This is a genomic window from Neobacillus sp. Soil_C_43 (genome assembly GCF_057656715.1).
This window is the reverse complement of the sequence record NZ_JBDGJV010000006.1, coordinates 220,103-235,895: the sequence shown is the minus strand read 5'-3', so window position 1 is coordinate 235,895 and position 15,793 is coordinate 220,103. Positions and strand designations below refer to the sequence as shown.

14 protein-coding genes and 1 other annotated feature are annotated in these 15,793 nt (G+C 38.9%); of the genes, 13 read left to right on the top strand and 1 reads right to left on the bottom strand.

Annotated elements, in window-relative coordinates:
• Window positions 1–480: 480 nt before the first annotated feature.
• The 10 genes from AC3A54_RS11125 (at window position 481) to AC3A54_RS11080 (ending at window position 11,777) form a co-directional block, all read left to right on the top strand.
• The gene (locus AC3A54_RS11125) at window positions 481–1,590 is read left to right on the top strand and encodes a sugar diacid recognition domain-containing protein (protein WP_487654522.1); all 1,110 of its coding nucleotides are present in this window, start codon (window positions 481–483) and stop codon (window positions 1,588–1,590) included.
• A 119-nt stretch (window positions 1,591–1,709) separates the two neighbouring features.
• Window positions 1,710–2,984: a GntP family permease gene (locus AC3A54_RS11120; protein WP_487654521.1), complete on the top strand. Its 1,275-nt coding sequence runs from the start codon at window positions 1,710–1,712 to the stop codon at window positions 2,982–2,984.
• A 74-nt stretch (window positions 2,985–3,058) separates the two neighbouring features.
• Entirely contained in the window at window positions 3,059–4,189 is a 1,131-nt protein-coding gene (locus AC3A54_RS11115; RefSeq protein WP_487654520.1) for a glycerate kinase, read from the top strand.
• 180 nt (window positions 4,190–4,369) lie between these two features.
• Entirely contained in the window at window positions 4,370–5,245 is an 876-nt protein-coding gene (locus tag AC3A54_RS11110) for a proline iminopeptidase-family hydrolase (RefSeq protein ID WP_487654519.1), read from the top strand.
• Between the two features lie 147 nt (window positions 5,246–5,392).
• The gene (locus tag AC3A54_RS11105; RefSeq protein ID WP_487654518.1) at window positions 5,393–6,634 is read left to right on the top strand and encodes an ATP-binding protein; all 1,242 of its coding nucleotides are present in this window, start codon (window positions 5,393–5,395) and stop codon (window positions 6,632–6,634) included.
• A gap of 105 nt (window positions 6,635–6,739) precedes the next feature.
• On the top strand, window positions 6,740–8,419 hold the full coding sequence (locus AC3A54_RS11100; RefSeq protein WP_487654517.1) for a SpoIID/LytB domain-containing protein: 1,680 nt from the start codon (window positions 6,740–6,742) through the stop codon (window positions 8,417–8,419).
• A gap of 165 nt (window positions 8,420–8,584) precedes the next feature.
• Window positions 8,585–9,370, top strand: coding sequence for an ABC transporter ATP-binding protein (locus tag AC3A54_RS11095; RefSeq protein ID WP_308079310.1), 786 nt, complete (start codon window positions 8,585–8,587; stop codon window positions 9,368–9,370).
• On the top strand, window positions 9,354–10,115 hold the full coding sequence (locus AC3A54_RS11090; protein WP_487654516.1) for an ABC transporter permease: 762 nt from the start codon (window positions 9,354–9,356) through the stop codon (window positions 10,113–10,115). Before AC3A54_RS11095 ends, AC3A54_RS11090 begins: the two co-directional genes overlap by 17 nt.
• Window positions 10,116–10,130: 15 nt before the next feature.
• Window positions 10,131–11,135, top strand: coding sequence for an ABC transporter substrate-binding protein (locus AC3A54_RS11085; RefSeq protein WP_487654515.1), 1,005 nt, complete (start codon window positions 10,131–10,133; stop codon window positions 11,133–11,135).
• Window positions 11,136–11,198: 63 nt separating this feature from the next.
• Window positions 11,199–11,777: an SCO family protein gene (locus AC3A54_RS11080; protein ID WP_487654514.1), complete on the top strand. Its 579-nt coding sequence runs from the start codon at window positions 11,199–11,201 to the stop codon at window positions 11,775–11,777.
• Between the two features lie 80 nt (window positions 11,778–11,857).
• Here AC3A54_RS11080 and AC3A54_RS11075 read toward each other — a convergent pair whose 3' ends face one another.
• Window positions 11,858–12,370: a gamma carbonic anhydrase family protein gene (locus AC3A54_RS11075; RefSeq protein WP_487654513.1), complete on the bottom strand. Its 513-nt coding sequence runs from the start codon at window positions 12,368–12,370 to the stop codon at window positions 11,858–11,860.
• Window positions 12,371–12,556: 186 nt separating this feature from the next.
• Window positions 12,557–12,807, top strand: a binding site (T-box leader).
• Window positions 12,808–12,889: 82 nt separating this feature from the next.
• Here AC3A54_RS11075 and ilvA point away from each other — a divergent pair.
• From ilvA to AC3A54_RS11060, 3 genes are all read left to right on the top strand, one after another.
• A complete protein-coding gene (gene ilvA, locus AC3A54_RS11070) occupies window positions 12,890–14,155 on the top strand; it encodes a threonine ammonia-lyase IlvA (protein WP_487654512.1) in 1,266 nt (421 codons plus the stop codon).
• A 220-nt stretch (window positions 14,156–14,375) separates the two neighbouring features.
• Complete coding sequence (locus AC3A54_RS11065; protein ID WP_308079304.1) at window positions 14,376–15,095, top strand: YebC/PmpR family DNA-binding transcriptional regulator; 720 nt, start codon at window positions 14,376–14,378, stop codon at window positions 15,093–15,095.
• Between the two features lie 450 nt (window positions 15,096–15,545).
• The coding region (locus tag AC3A54_RS11060; protein WP_487654511.1) for a hypothetical protein at window positions 15,546–15,793 on the top strand (248 nt) is incomplete at its 3' end.

Sequence of the window (15,793 nt, the reverse complement as noted above, 5' to 3'; positions counted from 1 at the left end):
GTAGTTCACTATACTCATTCTTTTTTTACAAGCGAAAACATTGTTGACACTTTTACACAATTAAATGGACTTGACTCAACTTTGGACAGAGTAGGCAGAAAAAAGAGAAACACTGTCAAAAGACAAGGCAACTTCGGACAGTGTAGGCGTAAAAAAGCGAGACACTGTCAGAAGTCAGGTGAACTTCGGACAGTGTAGGCGTAAAAAAGCGAGACACTGTCAAAAGACAAGGCAACTTCGGACAGAGTAAGCAGAAAAAAGCGAAACACTGTCAAAAAGGATGGTAACTTCGGACAACTTTGATGATTTCAAAGGGCACTAATTTCAAGAGATGTGCGACTTCATTTGAAAAGATAACTATGAATAACAACAATTTTTTCGAAAATATCTTCTAATTTATCCAGTAAGGTATGAAAAATATGCCTTTTACAAGACTAAAGTTATAATAGAGGTACCGTTAAAAGTGGAGAGGACAGCATCATGAAATTTTTAGATCAAGCATTGGCTCAGGAAATTGTCGATCGAACGATGAAAATTATTAAGCGAAATATTAATGTCATGAATGATAAAGGGATTATTATTGGCTCAGGAGATCCAACTCGAATTGATTCCATTCATGAAGGGGCTCTGCTCGTCATTGAAAACCAAAAGGAATTTGAAATCGAGGAACACGATACAAAAGGGCTACATGGAGTGAAAGCAGGAATCAACCTTCCTATTAATTTTAATAATCAGGTGGTCGGTGTTATTGGAATCACTGGAGATCCTGAAGAGATTCGTAACTACGGGGAACTGGTGAAAATGGCAGCTGAAATGATTCTGCAACAGGCTGTTTTAATCGATCAAATTCAGTGGGATGAACGCTTGAAGGAAGAATTAATTAGCCAGCTTCTGCATGGAACAGAAAACCTCAATTCTCTCTATTTTGAAAGAGTTCGCCGCTTAGGAATCAATTTGGATATCCCGCGTCTTGCTGTGATTGTAACAGCTAAGGACAGGGCAAAGGTATTCAAGACTTTACGCGACCGATTGGATAAGGAAGATTTATTAATCATGCATCCAGATTATTTGATTCTTCTTAAAAAAGTAACGATCCAGAATGTAGTTAGGATTAGGAGTGAACTAGAGAAATGGGCTGAAGCAGCTGTTAAATATCTGGAGTTACACTGTAAACTTAGTATCGGAAACTATCATCCTGAATTAAAAGGAATTGCCAATTCCTATCGTGAGGCTGTGGAAACTTCATTTGTTGGAGAGAGGATTGATCCGGTAAAAACGATTTATTTTTATGACGATTATAAAATTCCTGTCCTACTAACAAGAGCAAAGAATCTTGGGATTGGGGAAGAATTAAAAAATTACTATCAATACCTACAAGAGAATGATAAAAAAGGGGAATTGGTTGAGACGTTATTGGCATTTATTGAGGAAAACGGGGATGTACATACTATTACAGGAAAGTTATTCATTCATCGAAATACATTAAGATATCGGCTGGATAAGATAACTGAAATAACAGGGAAGGACCCGAGAAAGATTAAGGATTTGCTCGAAATATACTTATCTGTTATTCAAGAGTTGATAAAGTAATTGTGCAAATGAACAAAAGACCTGATTGAAATGGGTCTTTTTTTTGATGGTTTGCCCAATGAAAACGTTATAGCAAACGCTTACAATGAGTATACAGACAACCAAGGAGGGATTTACAAATGGATGCAAATATTCAAGTAAGCGCTTTAGGTGCCATTTGTGCACTCGTAATAGCTATTATTTTAATTTTGAAGAAGGTTTCTCCTGCCTATGGCATGATCGCTGGAGCGTTAATCGGCGGACTAATTGGTGGAGTAGATATTACTAATACCGTAACCTTAATGATGGAAGGTGCGAAAGGCATTATTCCAGCTGTACTACGAATCTTAGCTGCAGGTATTCTAGCCGGTGTATTAATTGAATCGGGAGCAGCTGCGGTTATTGCAGAGACGATCGTCAAAAAATCAGGTGAAACAAGGGCGTTACTTGCCCTAGCGGTTGCAACCTTGATTTTAACGGCAGTTGGCGTGTTCATTGATGTTGCGGTTATTACTGTGTCACCAATTGCACTTGCAATTGCAAAAAGAGCGGGCATTTCGAAAACTGCGATCTTGTTTGCTATGATTGGTGGCGGTAAGGCAGGTAACCTTATGTCACCAAATCCAAATGCCATCGCCGCATCGGATGCCTTTAAGGTTCCCTTGACATCCATTATGGCCGCGGGTATTATCCCTGCCGTTGTTGGGTTAACCATTACTTATTTTATAGCGAAAAAACTAGTGAAAAAAGGTTCAGCTATTAAAGACATTGAAATTCAAACATACAATGGAGGAAAACTTCCGCTCTTTTTACCTGCGATTGTTGCTCCTCTTATAACCATAATTTTATTAGCCCTAAGACCACTGTTTGATATCAGTATTGACCCGATGATCGCTCTACCAATTGGCGGGATTGTTGGTGCATTGGTAATGGGTAGAGGAAGAAAAATCAATGAGTATGCTGTTTCTGGCTTAGGAAAAATGTCGGGTGTTGCAATTATGTTACTTGGAACTGGAACACTAGCAGGAATTATTGCTAATTCTGGTTTGAAGGACTTGTTGATCGAAGGTTTAAATGCACTAGGACTTCCAGGATATGTACTTGCACCAGTATCAGGTATTTTCATGTCAGCTGCAACGGCCTCAACTACTGCCGGAACAGCAGTGGCGAGCCAAGTGTTTAGTGGCACGATTTTAGGTATGGGTGTATCAGCTATTGCTGGTGCAGCTATGATTCATGCAGGTGCTACCGTATTAGATCACTTACCACACGGAAGCTTTTTCCACGCAACTGGCGGAAGCGTAAACATGGAAATCAAAGAACGTTTGAAGGTTATTCCTTATGAAACGCTAGTAGGTTTAACTATGGCGATTATTTCAACCTTAATTTATGGAGTGTTTCACTTTTTCGGATAGATAATGACCAAAAGAGGAGCGCAAACACTCCTCTTTTCACATCACCCAATGTAATTGACAGGAGAGGGATCGAGATGAAGATAGTTATTGCACCTGATTCATTTAAAGAAAGCCTCTCAGCCCTTGAGGTAGCTGAGGCAATTGAAAAAGGCTTTAAACATCATTTTCCAAATGCAGAGTATGTAAAAATACCGATGGCTGACGGTGGAGAAGGGACTGTTCAATCTCTGGTTGATGCAACCGGTGGAGAAATTATCCGCAAAACTGTCACGGGCCCTCTAGGAGAACCAGTCGAAGCGTTTTTCGGAATGCTTGGTAATAAACGTACGGCAGTGATTGAAATGGCGGCAGCTTCTGGGTTACACCTCGTTCCAAGAGAGAAACGAAATCCGTTAATTACCTCAACGAGAGGAACAGGTGAACTCATATCAGCTGCCCTTGAATATGGTGCCAATCATATCATTATTGGAATTGGTGGAAGTGCTACTAATGACGGTGGTGCGGGGATGGCTAAAGCCCTAGGTGTGGGATTATTCGATAAGAATGGGATGGAAATTGGAGAAGGCGGTGGGGCGCTTGGTAAGTTAGCTTCGATCGACTTAGCTCAATTAGATTCACGCTTAGCGAATATTAAAATTGAAGTTGCCTGTGATGTAGATAATCCACTAACAGGAGAAAGAGGAGCTTCCGCTATTTTTGGTCCGCAAAAAGGCGCGACACCGGAAATGGTGGAGCAGTTGGATTTAAATCTTGACCACTATGCTTCCGTTATTGAACGTGAACTTGGAAAAAATATTAAAGAAGTATCGGGTGCCGGAGCCGCTGGTGGGCTTGGCGGAGGATTGTTAGCCTTCTTACCGTCCGTATTAAAACGTGGTGTCGACATCGTGATTGAGGCAACTTCTCTTCTTAAAGCGGTTGAAGATGCAAATTTGGTTATCACAGGTGAAGGGAAAATTGATCATCAAACCATCTTTGGCAAGACACCAATTGGCGTAGCAAAAACAGCTAAAAAGTTTGATGTTCCTGTGATTGGAATTGCAGGAAACCTCGGAAAAGAGAGTCATGTTGTTCATGATTATGGAATCGATGCTATTTTTAGTATTGTTCCTGGTGTTGTTTTACTTGAAGACGCCTTCGAACATGCAGCAGAATATGTAGAAAGAACAGCTACCAATATCGCAGCCATTTGGAAGATGAAATAATAAAATCAGGCCTATCCCTCGGTACAAAGCGAGGGGTAGGCATTTTTATTTCTAATGTTTAAAAATAGGATTTTTTTATTGACTAAATATGTAAAAGTAAATTAGGCTAAAAAATATACGTTCCGTTGATTTATATGTCAAAATTAGAAAATAACAAACCAACTATATAAAGGGGAAATAATGATGGGTGAAGAAAGATTCATTGAAGTAACTGGGGGAAAAGTATGGGTACAAATATTTAATGAAAACGCACCAGGTACGCCAGTTATTATTTTACACGGGGGACCAGGTTCTTCCTCCTATTCGCTTCAAGGACTGAAAGCGCTAGCAGAGGACCGACCAGTTATCCTTTATGATCAACTAGGCTGTGGAAGGTCAGACAGACCAACAGATACCTCCCTTTGGCGTTTGGAACGCTTCGTGGAAGAATTAGGGCAAGTTAGACAGGCCTTAAATCTCGATGTGGTCCATATTCTTGGTCATTCCTGGGGAACCACCCTTGCTGCTGCCTATTGCTTAACACAACCAAGCGGTGTGAAAAGTGTGATCTTTTCAAGCTCTTGCTTAAGTGCACCACTATGGGAACAGGACCAGAAACGAAACCTACAAAAACTGCCTCTCGAGGTCCAAGAAACAATCAACCGATGTGAGAAAAATGGGACAACCTATTCCAAGGAATTCAAAGAGGCAACTGAAGAATTTAACAAAAACTTTGTTTGCCGTTTAGATCCTTTTCCTGATTGGTTAAAGCAAGGCTCTCAATATAGAAATCCAGAAGTATACAATATCATGTGGGGTCCATCTGAATTTACAGTATTAGGTAACCTTAAAGAGTTTGATTGTACCGCTCAATTAAAGGACATTTCGTGTCCAACCCTTTTTACATGCGGGCGCTTTGATGAAGCTACCCCAGAGTCTACTGAGTATTTTAGCAGTTTAACACCAAATTCACGCTTCCATGTGTTTGAAAACAGTGCGCATATGCCATATGTTGAAGAGCCAGAGGAGTATTTACAAGTAGTTGGAGAGTTTTTAAGAGAGGTTGATTCAAAATAAATCGTTGGCGGGACACATGGTCTCGCCGTATTTTATTTCCTCTCGAAATATGAAACAATTTAGTGAATATGTAGGGAAGGGAAAAGGAAAATTACTGGATTTGTCGAATGGTATAGGAAAATATATCTATATAAGAGGGAAAATATCATGAAAAGATTGGGCCAACTTATTCTCGTTTCCATTTCAATTTTATTTACCATTTATCAGTATCTATCCGAGAAGGATCCAATATTTGAAATTGACTTCTTTCTCTTTACCTTGTTAGCATGGTTTGTCGGCTGGCAATATGATAAGTCACGTTACTATGAAAAAAGGGCACAAGCTGGAGAGATAAGTTATAAGAGATTGATTGATTCGTTGCCCGAACCCGTTTATATTACTAGGGATCATAGATTACTTTATGTGAATAATGCTGCAGTAAGTATGCTTCGTGCTCAGCATAAAGACGAAATCATTGGAAAGTCAATTTTCGACTTCATTGTTCCTGAATATATGGATCGTTTATTAGAGCGCTATAAGCAAATAAAGAAAGAGAAACAGCCAATCCACACGATTGAATATAGAGCAAAGCGTATGGATGGAACCACTTTCTTTTTTGAAGTATCTTCCCTATCTATTGTCTTTGGTGAAAAAGAGGCCGTTCTATCAATTGGTAAGGATATTACGGAGAAAAAGGAAGAAACCGAGCGACTTCTTCAAAAGTCTGAAAAATTGGCTCTACTTGGGCAAATGGCTGCAGGGATTGCACATGAAATTCGGAATCCACTTACTTCCATTAAAGGATTTATTCAGCTAATGAAATCTGGCGCGAAAAATAATCAATACCTCGATATTGTTTTAACAGAACTTGACCGGATTAATTCAATCGTTGGCGAATTTCTTGTCCTTGCAAAACCAACGGCAGCTGTTTTTGTTGAACATAATATCAAGACATTGTTAACTGATGTAATAACCTTAATTAACAACCAGTCTATCTTGAATAATGTCCAAATTCTCATCGAGTTTAGTCCTGAACTTCCCAGCATCAGCTGTGAGGAAAATCAATTAAAACAGGTTTTCTTAAACCTTTTGAAAAATGCAATCGAAGCCATGCCAAAGGGTGGAACGATAGAGGTAATTGTAAGAGAAAAGCAGGAAGGGAAAATTTCAGTACAGATTAATGATACAGGCTTGGGAATACCTGAAGAACGTATTTCTACACTTGGGGAGCCTTTTTATACCACAAAAGAAAAGGGAACTGGACTGGGATTAATGACTTGTTTTAAGATTGTTGAAAATCACCATGGTACATTAAACATAACTAGCAAAGTAAATGAAGGAACTTGCATTGAAGTTCTTCTACCAACAATGACACAGCCATTATTAAAGCAGGAACATGCGCATTCTTAAAAATGTTATTTGGAAATAATATTCCATTGTCGTAACTTAATCTAATACTATATGATTATCCTAACAGCTGGTCCTATATTACTAGTTTCGGAGGGATATCATCCGTTGAAGAAAATTATACTTTGTGTAGCTGTGTTATCTTTATTTTTATCTGTATTTTCTTTTGATCAAGGGTTTGCAGAAGATCAGTCGGAACCCATTGTAAAAGTAAAATTGGTTAATTTTTTAGGTAACAAAGCAGAAATTACCATAAAACCAAACGGTGATTATAAAACGAGTGACCCAGATATGCAATTAAAATCTGGAAGCACTTATATAGTAAAATTAGAAAATGAAAAAATAGCACTATATAAAGATAATACTCTCTTACATTCATATGATTCATTTTCGGCCAGTCCTATTCAATCCAGCTCACAACTTTCTATTAATAGTCGTCTCTATTTAGGGAGCTTTGATTTTATGATTGAAAACAAAAAATACATCCGCCCGATAAACTCCGTTTCAATGGAGAATTATTTAAAAGGTGTGGTTCCGATTGAAATGTATCCATTTTGGAACATTGAAGCGTTAAAAACTCAAGCTGTAGCAGCAAGAACGTATGCGATGAGTTATATTACCCGCGGATTGATTGATGACACAATTTTATATCAAGTATACGGTGGCTACATTTGGACACCTAATACAACTAGAGCAGTGGATGAAACGAAAGGCCAGGTTGCCCAGTATAATGGCCGTTTAATTGATGCTGTATATTCTGCCAGTAATGGCGGTCGGACTGAGAGTAACGCCAATGCATGGGGAACAACCGCTGTACCTTATTTGACCATCAAACAAGATCCTTATGATCCAAAAACGAGTTGGAAATTTGCATTTCATCAAACACAAATAGATATAGCCTCGTTAGACTTAACAAAACCATCAGAATGGTGGTCCTCAACAATAGAACTTGATTCAACGATTTCATCTAATATTAAACTGTGGCTAACCAACAATGGTTATGCAAACAAAGAAATTAAAATTATTTCCATCCCTGATTTCTCACTTCATAGTGTAGGTTCTGGTCAACGTGTCTCAAAAGGAAACATAACAGTAGAGTTTTTTGTAAAAGATAAGGTAGACGAACTAGGTAACTTAATTACACAACGTATGTCGCTTTCAAATGTAAGTATATCTAAAGTAAGGTCTATAATAGGTAACCGTATGATGCTTAGTTATTTAGTAAATGAAGTGAAATCTGAAAATGGTATGATTAATGTTTCAGGTACAGGTGATGGCCATGGTGTGGGGATGAGTCAATGGGGTGCCCAAAACATGGCAGGAGCAGGAAAAAATTATCAAGAAATATTGAAGTTTTATTATTCAGGAATTGTTGTTACGCAAATGTATGAAGGAAATACCCAAGCAATTGCTACAGCTAAAAAGCCAGGTTGGTTAAAAGAGCAAGGCAAGTGGTATTACATTCAATCAAATGGAACGAAAGCAACTGGTTGGATAAAGGATGCTAGTAAGTGGTATTATCTTGGGACCAATGGTGTCATGTTAACTGGGTGGCAAAAAGTTAATGGCAAGTGGTACTTTTTGAATTCAAATGGCGCAATGGCCACTGGGTGGTTAAAATCCAACAATAAGTGGTACTATCTCTATTCCTCAGGTGCAATGGCTACCGGCTGGATAACCGATCACGCGAAGAAATATTATTTATCATCATCTGGTGCAATGGTTCAAAATAAGCAATACATTAATGGAAAATGGTACACCTTCCATTCAAGTGGATATTTATTATAATTCTTAAGCGGTGCCTGACACCCAGCGATTTTTTTTTGCTGGTTATCAGGCGCTTTTTTTTTTGGAAAAATATTGACTTTACTCTGATAAAGATTATAATAAAATTTAATTAATATTAATCCGATAAAACTAATGTGAATTATAGGTGAAGAGGGTGAAATACAAATGTTTCTTCATATAGACGATGTGAACAAAGAATTTGGAAATCAATCTGTGACTAATACGGTCCTTTCAAATATTAATCTTGAAATTAAGGAAGGAGAGTTTGTCTCTATCCTTGGACCTTCAGGTTGTGGAAAATCAACATTATTATCAATTGTGGCTGGTTTAACTAAACCTTCTAGTGGTGAGGTATTTCTGAACGGTGAGAAAATAACTAAGCCTGGAAGAGACCGCGGGATGGTATTCCAACAAGCAGCGCTTTTTCCTTGGATGACAGTAGAAGAGAATGTGATGTTTGCATTGCGAAAGGAAATGAAAAAGAAAGAGGCAAGGGAGGTTGCACACCAGTACTTGAAAATGGTGCAACTAAGCAACTATACGAAGCATTCCCCACATGAGTTATCTGGTGGCATGCAGCAACGTGTATCCATTGCCAGAGCCTTATCAATGAATCCTAAGGTATTATTAATGGATGAACCGTTTGGAGCTCTTGACGAACAAACGCGATCAAGGCTACATCTTGAATTAGAAAAAATATGGATTGAAACGAGAAAAACTATTTTGTTTGTAACGCATAGTATTCGTGAGTCTATCAAACTTTCAGACAGAATCATTGTAATGGGAACACGACCTGGTGTGGTACTAGAAGATATTCATGTGAAAATACCAAGGCCTCGAGAAAACCATACACAAATGGTAGCCAAATTAGAGGAAAAGATTATGAGTTTATTACAATCAGAGATTGATAAAGTGGTAAAAGAGGAATTAGCCTATGCAGCCAACAATTAAACGTATTATCTTTTTTGTAGCCTTAGTTTTGTTCTGGCAGGTGGGCGTATCAGTGAGTGGTGTTTCACCCTCTGTTATGCCGGCACCAACGGATGTCCTAGAGGCGTTAGTTAAGGGCTTTTCTGATAAAACATTAATCTATGATATTTTAGCGAGCTTCCGCCGCTTATTCATTGGTTTAAGTATATCGATTGTTCTAGGCTTAGGTCTGGGCATTCTTTTAGCAAAAAATAAAACCGCGGATGAAACGTTAGGTACACTAATTTTAGCATTACAGAGTGTACCAAGTATTGTTTGGTTACCAATTGCAATTATGTGGTTCGGTCTGAATGAAACATCGGTCATTTTTATCGTAATCCTTGGTGCTACGCTCGTCATGACGATTAATATGAGAATTGGGATTAAAAATGTGCCGCCTCTTTATATACGAGCAGCACAAACGATGGGTTCTGGTGGGGTCGGTCTATTTACAAGCGTGATTTTTCCAGCCTCAATCCCTTACGCTGTAACAGGAGCAAGACTTGGGTGGGCATTTGCCTGGCGTGCACTTATGGCGGGTGAAATCCTAAGCACAGGACCTGGATTAGGGTATACGCTGAAATACGCTTCAGATTTTGGGAATATGAGTATGGTTATTGCGATTATGATTATCATTGGTGTCATTGGCACCGTGGTTGATATTGTTTTCTTCCAACGGGTGGAACAAAATGTTATTCGCCGTTGGGGTTTAGAAACAACTAATTAAGGGGGAACTAGAGAGATGAAAAAACAAACAGCAATTATTAGCTTAGTATTCCTACTCCTAATCGGGGCATTAGCTGGGTGTGGAACAGATCAAGCAAGCTCAGGATCAAGTAAAGAAGAGAAAAAGGTCGTAATAGGATATTTCCCTAACATTGACCATGCACCTGCCATGATAGCACGTGAAAAGGGCTACTATGAAAAAGAATTAGGGGATGGCGTGAAAGTGGAATACAAGACGTTCCCTGATGGCGGTGCTTTTATGACGGCACTAAAAACTGGAGAAATTGATGCAGGACTAGTTGGTCCAGGACCTGTTATGAATAACTTCACAAATGGTGCTGATGTAAAAATTATTGCTGGAGCATCTTCAGGTGGAACAGCGATTGTTGCCAGCAAGAAAAGCGGCGTTAATTCTGTAGAGGATTTCAATGGTAAAACTTTTATTACTCCAGGCGTAGGTTGTACGCATGATGTTCAAATGGAGACTTTCTTACAAGATTTCGGTATTTCTTCTGCTCGGATTGGTGGCACACTAAAGCATGTAACTGGAAATCCAGCACAATATGCGGCTATGTTTGAATCAGGGAAAGTGGATATCGCGGCTGTTCCTGAGCCATGGGCTTCACAGTTAGTAAAAGAAGCTGGTGCTAAAATTATCGTTGATAGCAAAAAGATTTCATTTGGAACTACATTACCAAATACAATTCTCGTATCAAGCGGCAAGAAAATTAAAGCGGACAAAGATCTTATTCAAAAGATTGTAGATGCACAAAATGAGGCGATTGCTTTTATCAAGAATAATCCTGATGAAGCAAAAGAGCTTACAATTAAGAGCATTAAAGAGAGCACAAAACAAGAACTAGATAAAGCTATCGTTGATGAGGCTTGGGAAAATATCCGATTTACAACTGATGTCAATAAAGATGTCATCCAAGACTTCGCTAACTCTTCTGTAGAGCTTAAGTTCTTGAAGGAAAAACCAGATTTTGCGTCATTAATTGATTCACAATTCATTAACTAATACGAATGAAAGGTGCTGGTGTCATTTGACTCGGCACCTTTTTGTGAAAAAGGGTGGTTTTCGTTGAAACGTATATTATTTCTCCTCCTTTGCGTAACAGTTCTATCTGCGTGCTCTAAGGAAGAAAAGAAGGTGGAGAATGATTTTCCACTTCATATGAAAGTAGGCAATTTCGAAGGGATTAACCAAGCAGGTGAGGAGTTTTCTTTTTCTAAATTAAAGGGAAAAGTGTGGGTAGCTGACTTTATGTTTACCAATTGCGATACGGTCTGTTCTCCAATGACGGCAAACATGGCCGAATTGCAGCGTCATTTAGCAGCTGAAGATATAGATGCCCATCTTGTTTCTTTTAGTATAGACCCAGAAAATGATCAACCAGGGGTATTAAAGGAATATGCGAGTGGGGTAGGTGCTAATTTTTCGAATTGGGACCTTGTTACAGGCTACAAGCAGGAATTCATTGAGAGCTTTGCAAATAAATCCTTTATGGCTGCAGCGGCTAAACTAGAAGGCTCGAATCAATTTGTTCATAGTACGTCGTTTTACTTAGTAGATGAAAAGGGAATTGTCCTCCAAAAATACGAAGGTGTTTCGGAGCCGCCTTATGAGCAGATTGTGAAGGATATAAAGTCGTTACAATAAATCTGTTATTCGTAATAATATTATGTTAACTGTTATGTAAACTTTTGGGGCCATCTAGGAAAAACTATGGCCCCATATTTTTATTTTAGTATCTCCATAAAATCTTTCCCTTTTTGCACATAGTGTTCACTGGACATTTGCAGCATCTGCAGGTCTTTTTCAGTTAGTTCTCTAACGACTTTACCTGGCGAGCCTAGAACGAGGGAGCGAGGCGGTATTTTAATTCCTCCTGCGAGCAAAGTATTAGCGCCAATTATACATTCCTCGCCAACTTCGACGTTGTCCAATAACGTGGAACCCATTCCAATAATCGAACGCTTCCCAATTTTACATCCATGTAAAATAACATTGTGGCCGACCGTTACATCATCCTCAATAATCACTGGGAAACCCTCATATAAATGAATAGTAGAATTATCTTGAATACTGCATCGTTCACCCACGATAATTGGGCCATCATCCCCTCGTAAGACGGCATTAAACCAAACCGTTGATTCTTTTCCAATCTCAACATTCCCAATGATATATGCCCCAGGTGCTACAAAGACAGAATCATGAACAGTAGGTGAGACTCCTTTGTACGGAATCATCATCACAATCACCCCTATAACTTTCAGAATAGTCTTACATCTAAATGAAATTATACCATTAATTGTGCCAAGTACCGCTCAATTATGCCTAATTTAATTGTAAGCGCTTCATAATTTACAAAATAGTAAAAATAATCAAAAAACATTGACAGTGATTTTTTTCGGTGGTAACCTTATAAAAAAATTAATCTTGAATCTATGAAGAGAAGAGTAGGATTTGCTCCTTGTTTCACAGAGAGTCGGCGTTTGCTGGGAGCCGATAACAGGGCAGTCTGAAGATCATCTCAGAGATGTATAGCTGAAACTGTCCAAGTAGGCTACACCGGTTTGTCCGCCGTTATGATGGAACATGTACAAGGAATTGTACGTTGATCGAGAGCCGCAGCTTCTTTTTGAACTTGCGGAAGTAGGGTGGTATCGCGAGTTAACTCGTCCCTATTATGGGGACGGGTTTTTTGTTGTTTTTAGACAATAGATATCTGTTTACCACATACATGAATTATTTAGGAGGGAACATGAAATATGAATCAACAAGTCGATAAAAAAGCGTTTAATGTGGAGGACATCATTATTGCCAGCCATACCATCAAGGATGTGATTTCACCAACTCCATTGCAGTATAATCATTTACTTTCTGAGCGGTATGACTGTAATGTGTATTTAAAGAGAGAAGATTTGCAAAGTGTCCGATCATTTAAAATTCGTGGCGCTTACAACCGTATTAAAAAATTAAGTGGGGAAGAACTTCAAAACGGAATTATCTGTGCAAGTGCAGGAAATCATGCACAAGGTGTTGCTTACTCTTGCCATCTGTTAAAAATCAACGGAAAAATCTTTATGCCGAGTACGACGCCTAAGCAGAAGGTGAACCAGGTAAAGTTTTGGGGAAAGGACAGTGTGGAGATTGTCCTTGTGGGGGATACCTTTGATGATGCTTATGAGAAAGCTATAGAATGTAGTCAGAATGAGAACCGTACATTTATTCACCCTTTTGATGATTATGATGTGATTGCCGGTCAAGGAACCGTTGCTGTTGAATTATTAAATGATTGTCCTGAAAAAATTGATTATCTGTTTGCGGCAATCGGTGGCGGTGGCCTCCTTGCCGGAGTGGGTACGTACTTAAGACACTACTCCCCTCAAACACAATTAATCGGCGTCGAACCTCAAGGTGCACCAGGGATGAAAACATCCATTTTAAAAGGAGAAGTAACGAAGCTCCAAGAAATCGATTCATTTGTCGATGGTGCAGCAGTAAAAACGGTTGGATCTAAGACATTTTCTATTTGTAAGGAAATTGTAGACGATATTACGGTTGTTCCCGAAGGAAAGGTATGTACGACGCTTTTAGCCCTCTATAATGAGAATGCCATTGTCGTTGAACCGACCGGTGCGCTTTCCGTTGCAGCCCTAGATACATATGCAGATCAAATAAAGGGGAAAACAGTAGTTTGTATTGTCAGTGGCGGGAACAATGATATTGGAAGGATGCAAGAAATTAAAGAGCGCTCGAAGCTATACGAAGGACTACAGCATTATTTTATTGTTCAGTTTCCACAGCGCCCTGGTGCATTACGGGAATTCCTATTTGATGTACTTGGACCGAATGACGATATCAGCCATTTTGAGTATACGAAAAAGAACAACAGGGAAACGGGACCTGCCTTGGTAGGGATTGAGCTGAAGGATAAAGAAGATTACTTCCCATTAATTGAAAGAATCAAGACAAAAGGCTTCATTTACAGAGAAGTGAACAATGATAGTACGTTGTTTCAAATGCTGGTATAGACGTGAAAAGACCTTCCTTTATGGAAAGGTCTTTTTTTACTAACATGATACTTAACAAATGTCATTTTTAAGGTATAATATTATCTGTGTATGAATCAGTATTTTTTTGTGCTGGATTCAATAAATAGAAATTATCATGAACTGCTAATTATTATACTGAAACGGTACATGTTAGTATAATAAATTTGTGTAGATTCAAAGCGGAAAGAGAGTGTTCATAATGGGTCGTAAATGGAACAATATTAAAGAAAAAAAAGCGTCCAAAGATGCAAATACTAGTCGTATCTATGCGAAATTTGGTGTGGAAATCTTTGTAGCTGCGAAGCAAGGGGAGCCAAATCCAGAATCTAATCAGTCATTACGATTTGTTCTCGAGCGGGCTAAAACCTATAATGTACCGAAACACATTATCGACCGTGCGATTGATAAAGCAAAAGGTGGTTCTGAAGAAAGCTATACTGAACTTCGTTACGAGGGCTTTGGACCAAACGGATCCATGGTCATTGTTGATGCCCTAACTAATAACGTAAACCGTACTGCTTCTGACGTCCGTGCTGCATTTGGTAAAAATGGTGGGAACATGGGTGTAAGCGGTTCTGTTGCCTATATGTTTGATGCTACTGCTGTTATCGGTATCGAAGGTAAGTCCTCTGATGATGTGCTTGAACTTTTAATGGAAGCAGACGTAGACGTCCGCGACATTATCGAAGAAGAAGATTCTGTCATTGTTTATGCTGAACCAGATCAGTTCCATGCAGTTCAAGAAGCTTTTAGAAACGCGGGAATTACGGAGTTCACTGTGGCTGAGCTTACTATGCTTGCACAAAATGATGTAACCCTTCCTGAAGATGCACAAGCTAAATTTGAAAAAATGATTGATGCGCTTGAAGATTTAGATGATGTTCAACAAGTGTACCACAATGTGGACTTAGGTGAATAATAAATAGGCAGACCTCCTTTGAAGGTCTGTTTTCTTTTAAATTAATGAATAAATTGGCGGTTCCGATTAACAATAAAAACAGTGTTATTTTTTTAAACACTAAAATTTCAATGTGGAGGGATATGCTTTGGATATTCTTATTAGCTTACTCTCAACTTTACGAATATTAAGTAATAGAGCGGTTTATTTTATTAGACATATGAATTACAGGCTGCAATGGCTGTTTCGTATGTATGCTCTAGCTTAGGGTATTCAAGTATTGATATTCGCATTGAAGGAAGAAAGGGCAAGCATGGACCATGCTTGCCTTTTTTATAGAAATAAAAGGCTGTTATCGTAAACTTTGTTGCTCTCAGTACTCTTTTGTTCCTGATTCAAAAGCAACGGGGGACATATGAGTGAATTTAAATCCGATGCTGATAGAACCTGATTCAACTTCGGACAGAGTTGGTGGAAAAGACAGCAACATTGTCAGAAGGCAAAGGAACTTTGGACAGAGTTGGTGGAAAAGACAGCAACATTGTCAGAAGACAAAGGAACTTTGGACAGAGTAAGCGAAAAAGGCCGAAACATTGTCAGAAGGCAAAGGAACTTTGGACAGAGTTGGTGGAAAAGACAGCAACATTGTCAGAAGACAAAGGAACTTTGGACAGAGTAAGCGAAAAAGGCCGAAACATTGTCAGAAGGCAAAGGAACTT

What these genes read in the sequence shown, in the direction of transcription:
- AC3A54_RS11075 (WP_487654513.1), bottom strand. Translation starts at nt 12,370, where the DNA reads ATGATGATTCCGTACAAAGGAGTCTCACCTACTGTTCATGATTCTGTC.
- AC3A54_RS11125 (WP_487654522.1), top strand. Translation starts at nt 481, where the DNA reads ATGAAATTTTTAGATCAAGCATTGGCTCAGGAAATTGTCGATCGAACG.
- AC3A54_RS11110 (WP_487654519.1), top strand. Translation starts at nt 4,370, where the DNA reads ATGATGGGTGAAGAAAGATTCATTGAAGTAACTGGGGGAAAAGTATGG.
- ilvA (WP_487654512.1), top strand. Translation starts at nt 12,890, where the DNA reads ATGAATCAACAAGTCGATAAAAAAGCGTTTAATGTGGAGGACATCATT.
- AC3A54_RS11090 (WP_487654516.1), top strand. Translation starts at nt 9,354, where the DNA reads ATGCAGCCAACAATTAAACGTATTATCTTTTTTGTAGCCTTAGTTTTG.
- AC3A54_RS11120 (WP_487654521.1), top strand. Translation starts at nt 1,710, where the DNA reads ATGGATGCAAATATTCAAGTAAGCGCTTTAGGTGCCATTTGTGCACTC.
- AC3A54_RS11065 (WP_308079304.1), top strand. Translation starts at nt 14,376, where the DNA reads ATGGGTCGTAAATGGAACAATATTAAAGAAAAAAAAGCGTCCAAAGAT.
- AC3A54_RS11105 (WP_487654518.1), top strand. Translation starts at nt 5,393, where the DNA reads ATGAAAAGATTGGGCCAACTTATTCTCGTTTCCATTTCAATTTTATTT.
- AC3A54_RS11095 (WP_308079310.1), top strand. Translation starts at nt 8,585, where the DNA reads ATGTTTCTTCATATAGACGATGTGAACAAAGAATTTGGAAATCAATCT.
- AC3A54_RS11115 (WP_487654520.1), top strand. Translation starts at nt 3,059, where the DNA reads ATGAAGATAGTTATTGCACCTGATTCATTTAAAGAAAGCCTCTCAGCC.
- AC3A54_RS11085 (WP_487654515.1), top strand. Translation starts at nt 10,131, where the DNA reads ATGAAAAAACAAACAGCAATTATTAGCTTAGTATTCCTACTCCTAATC.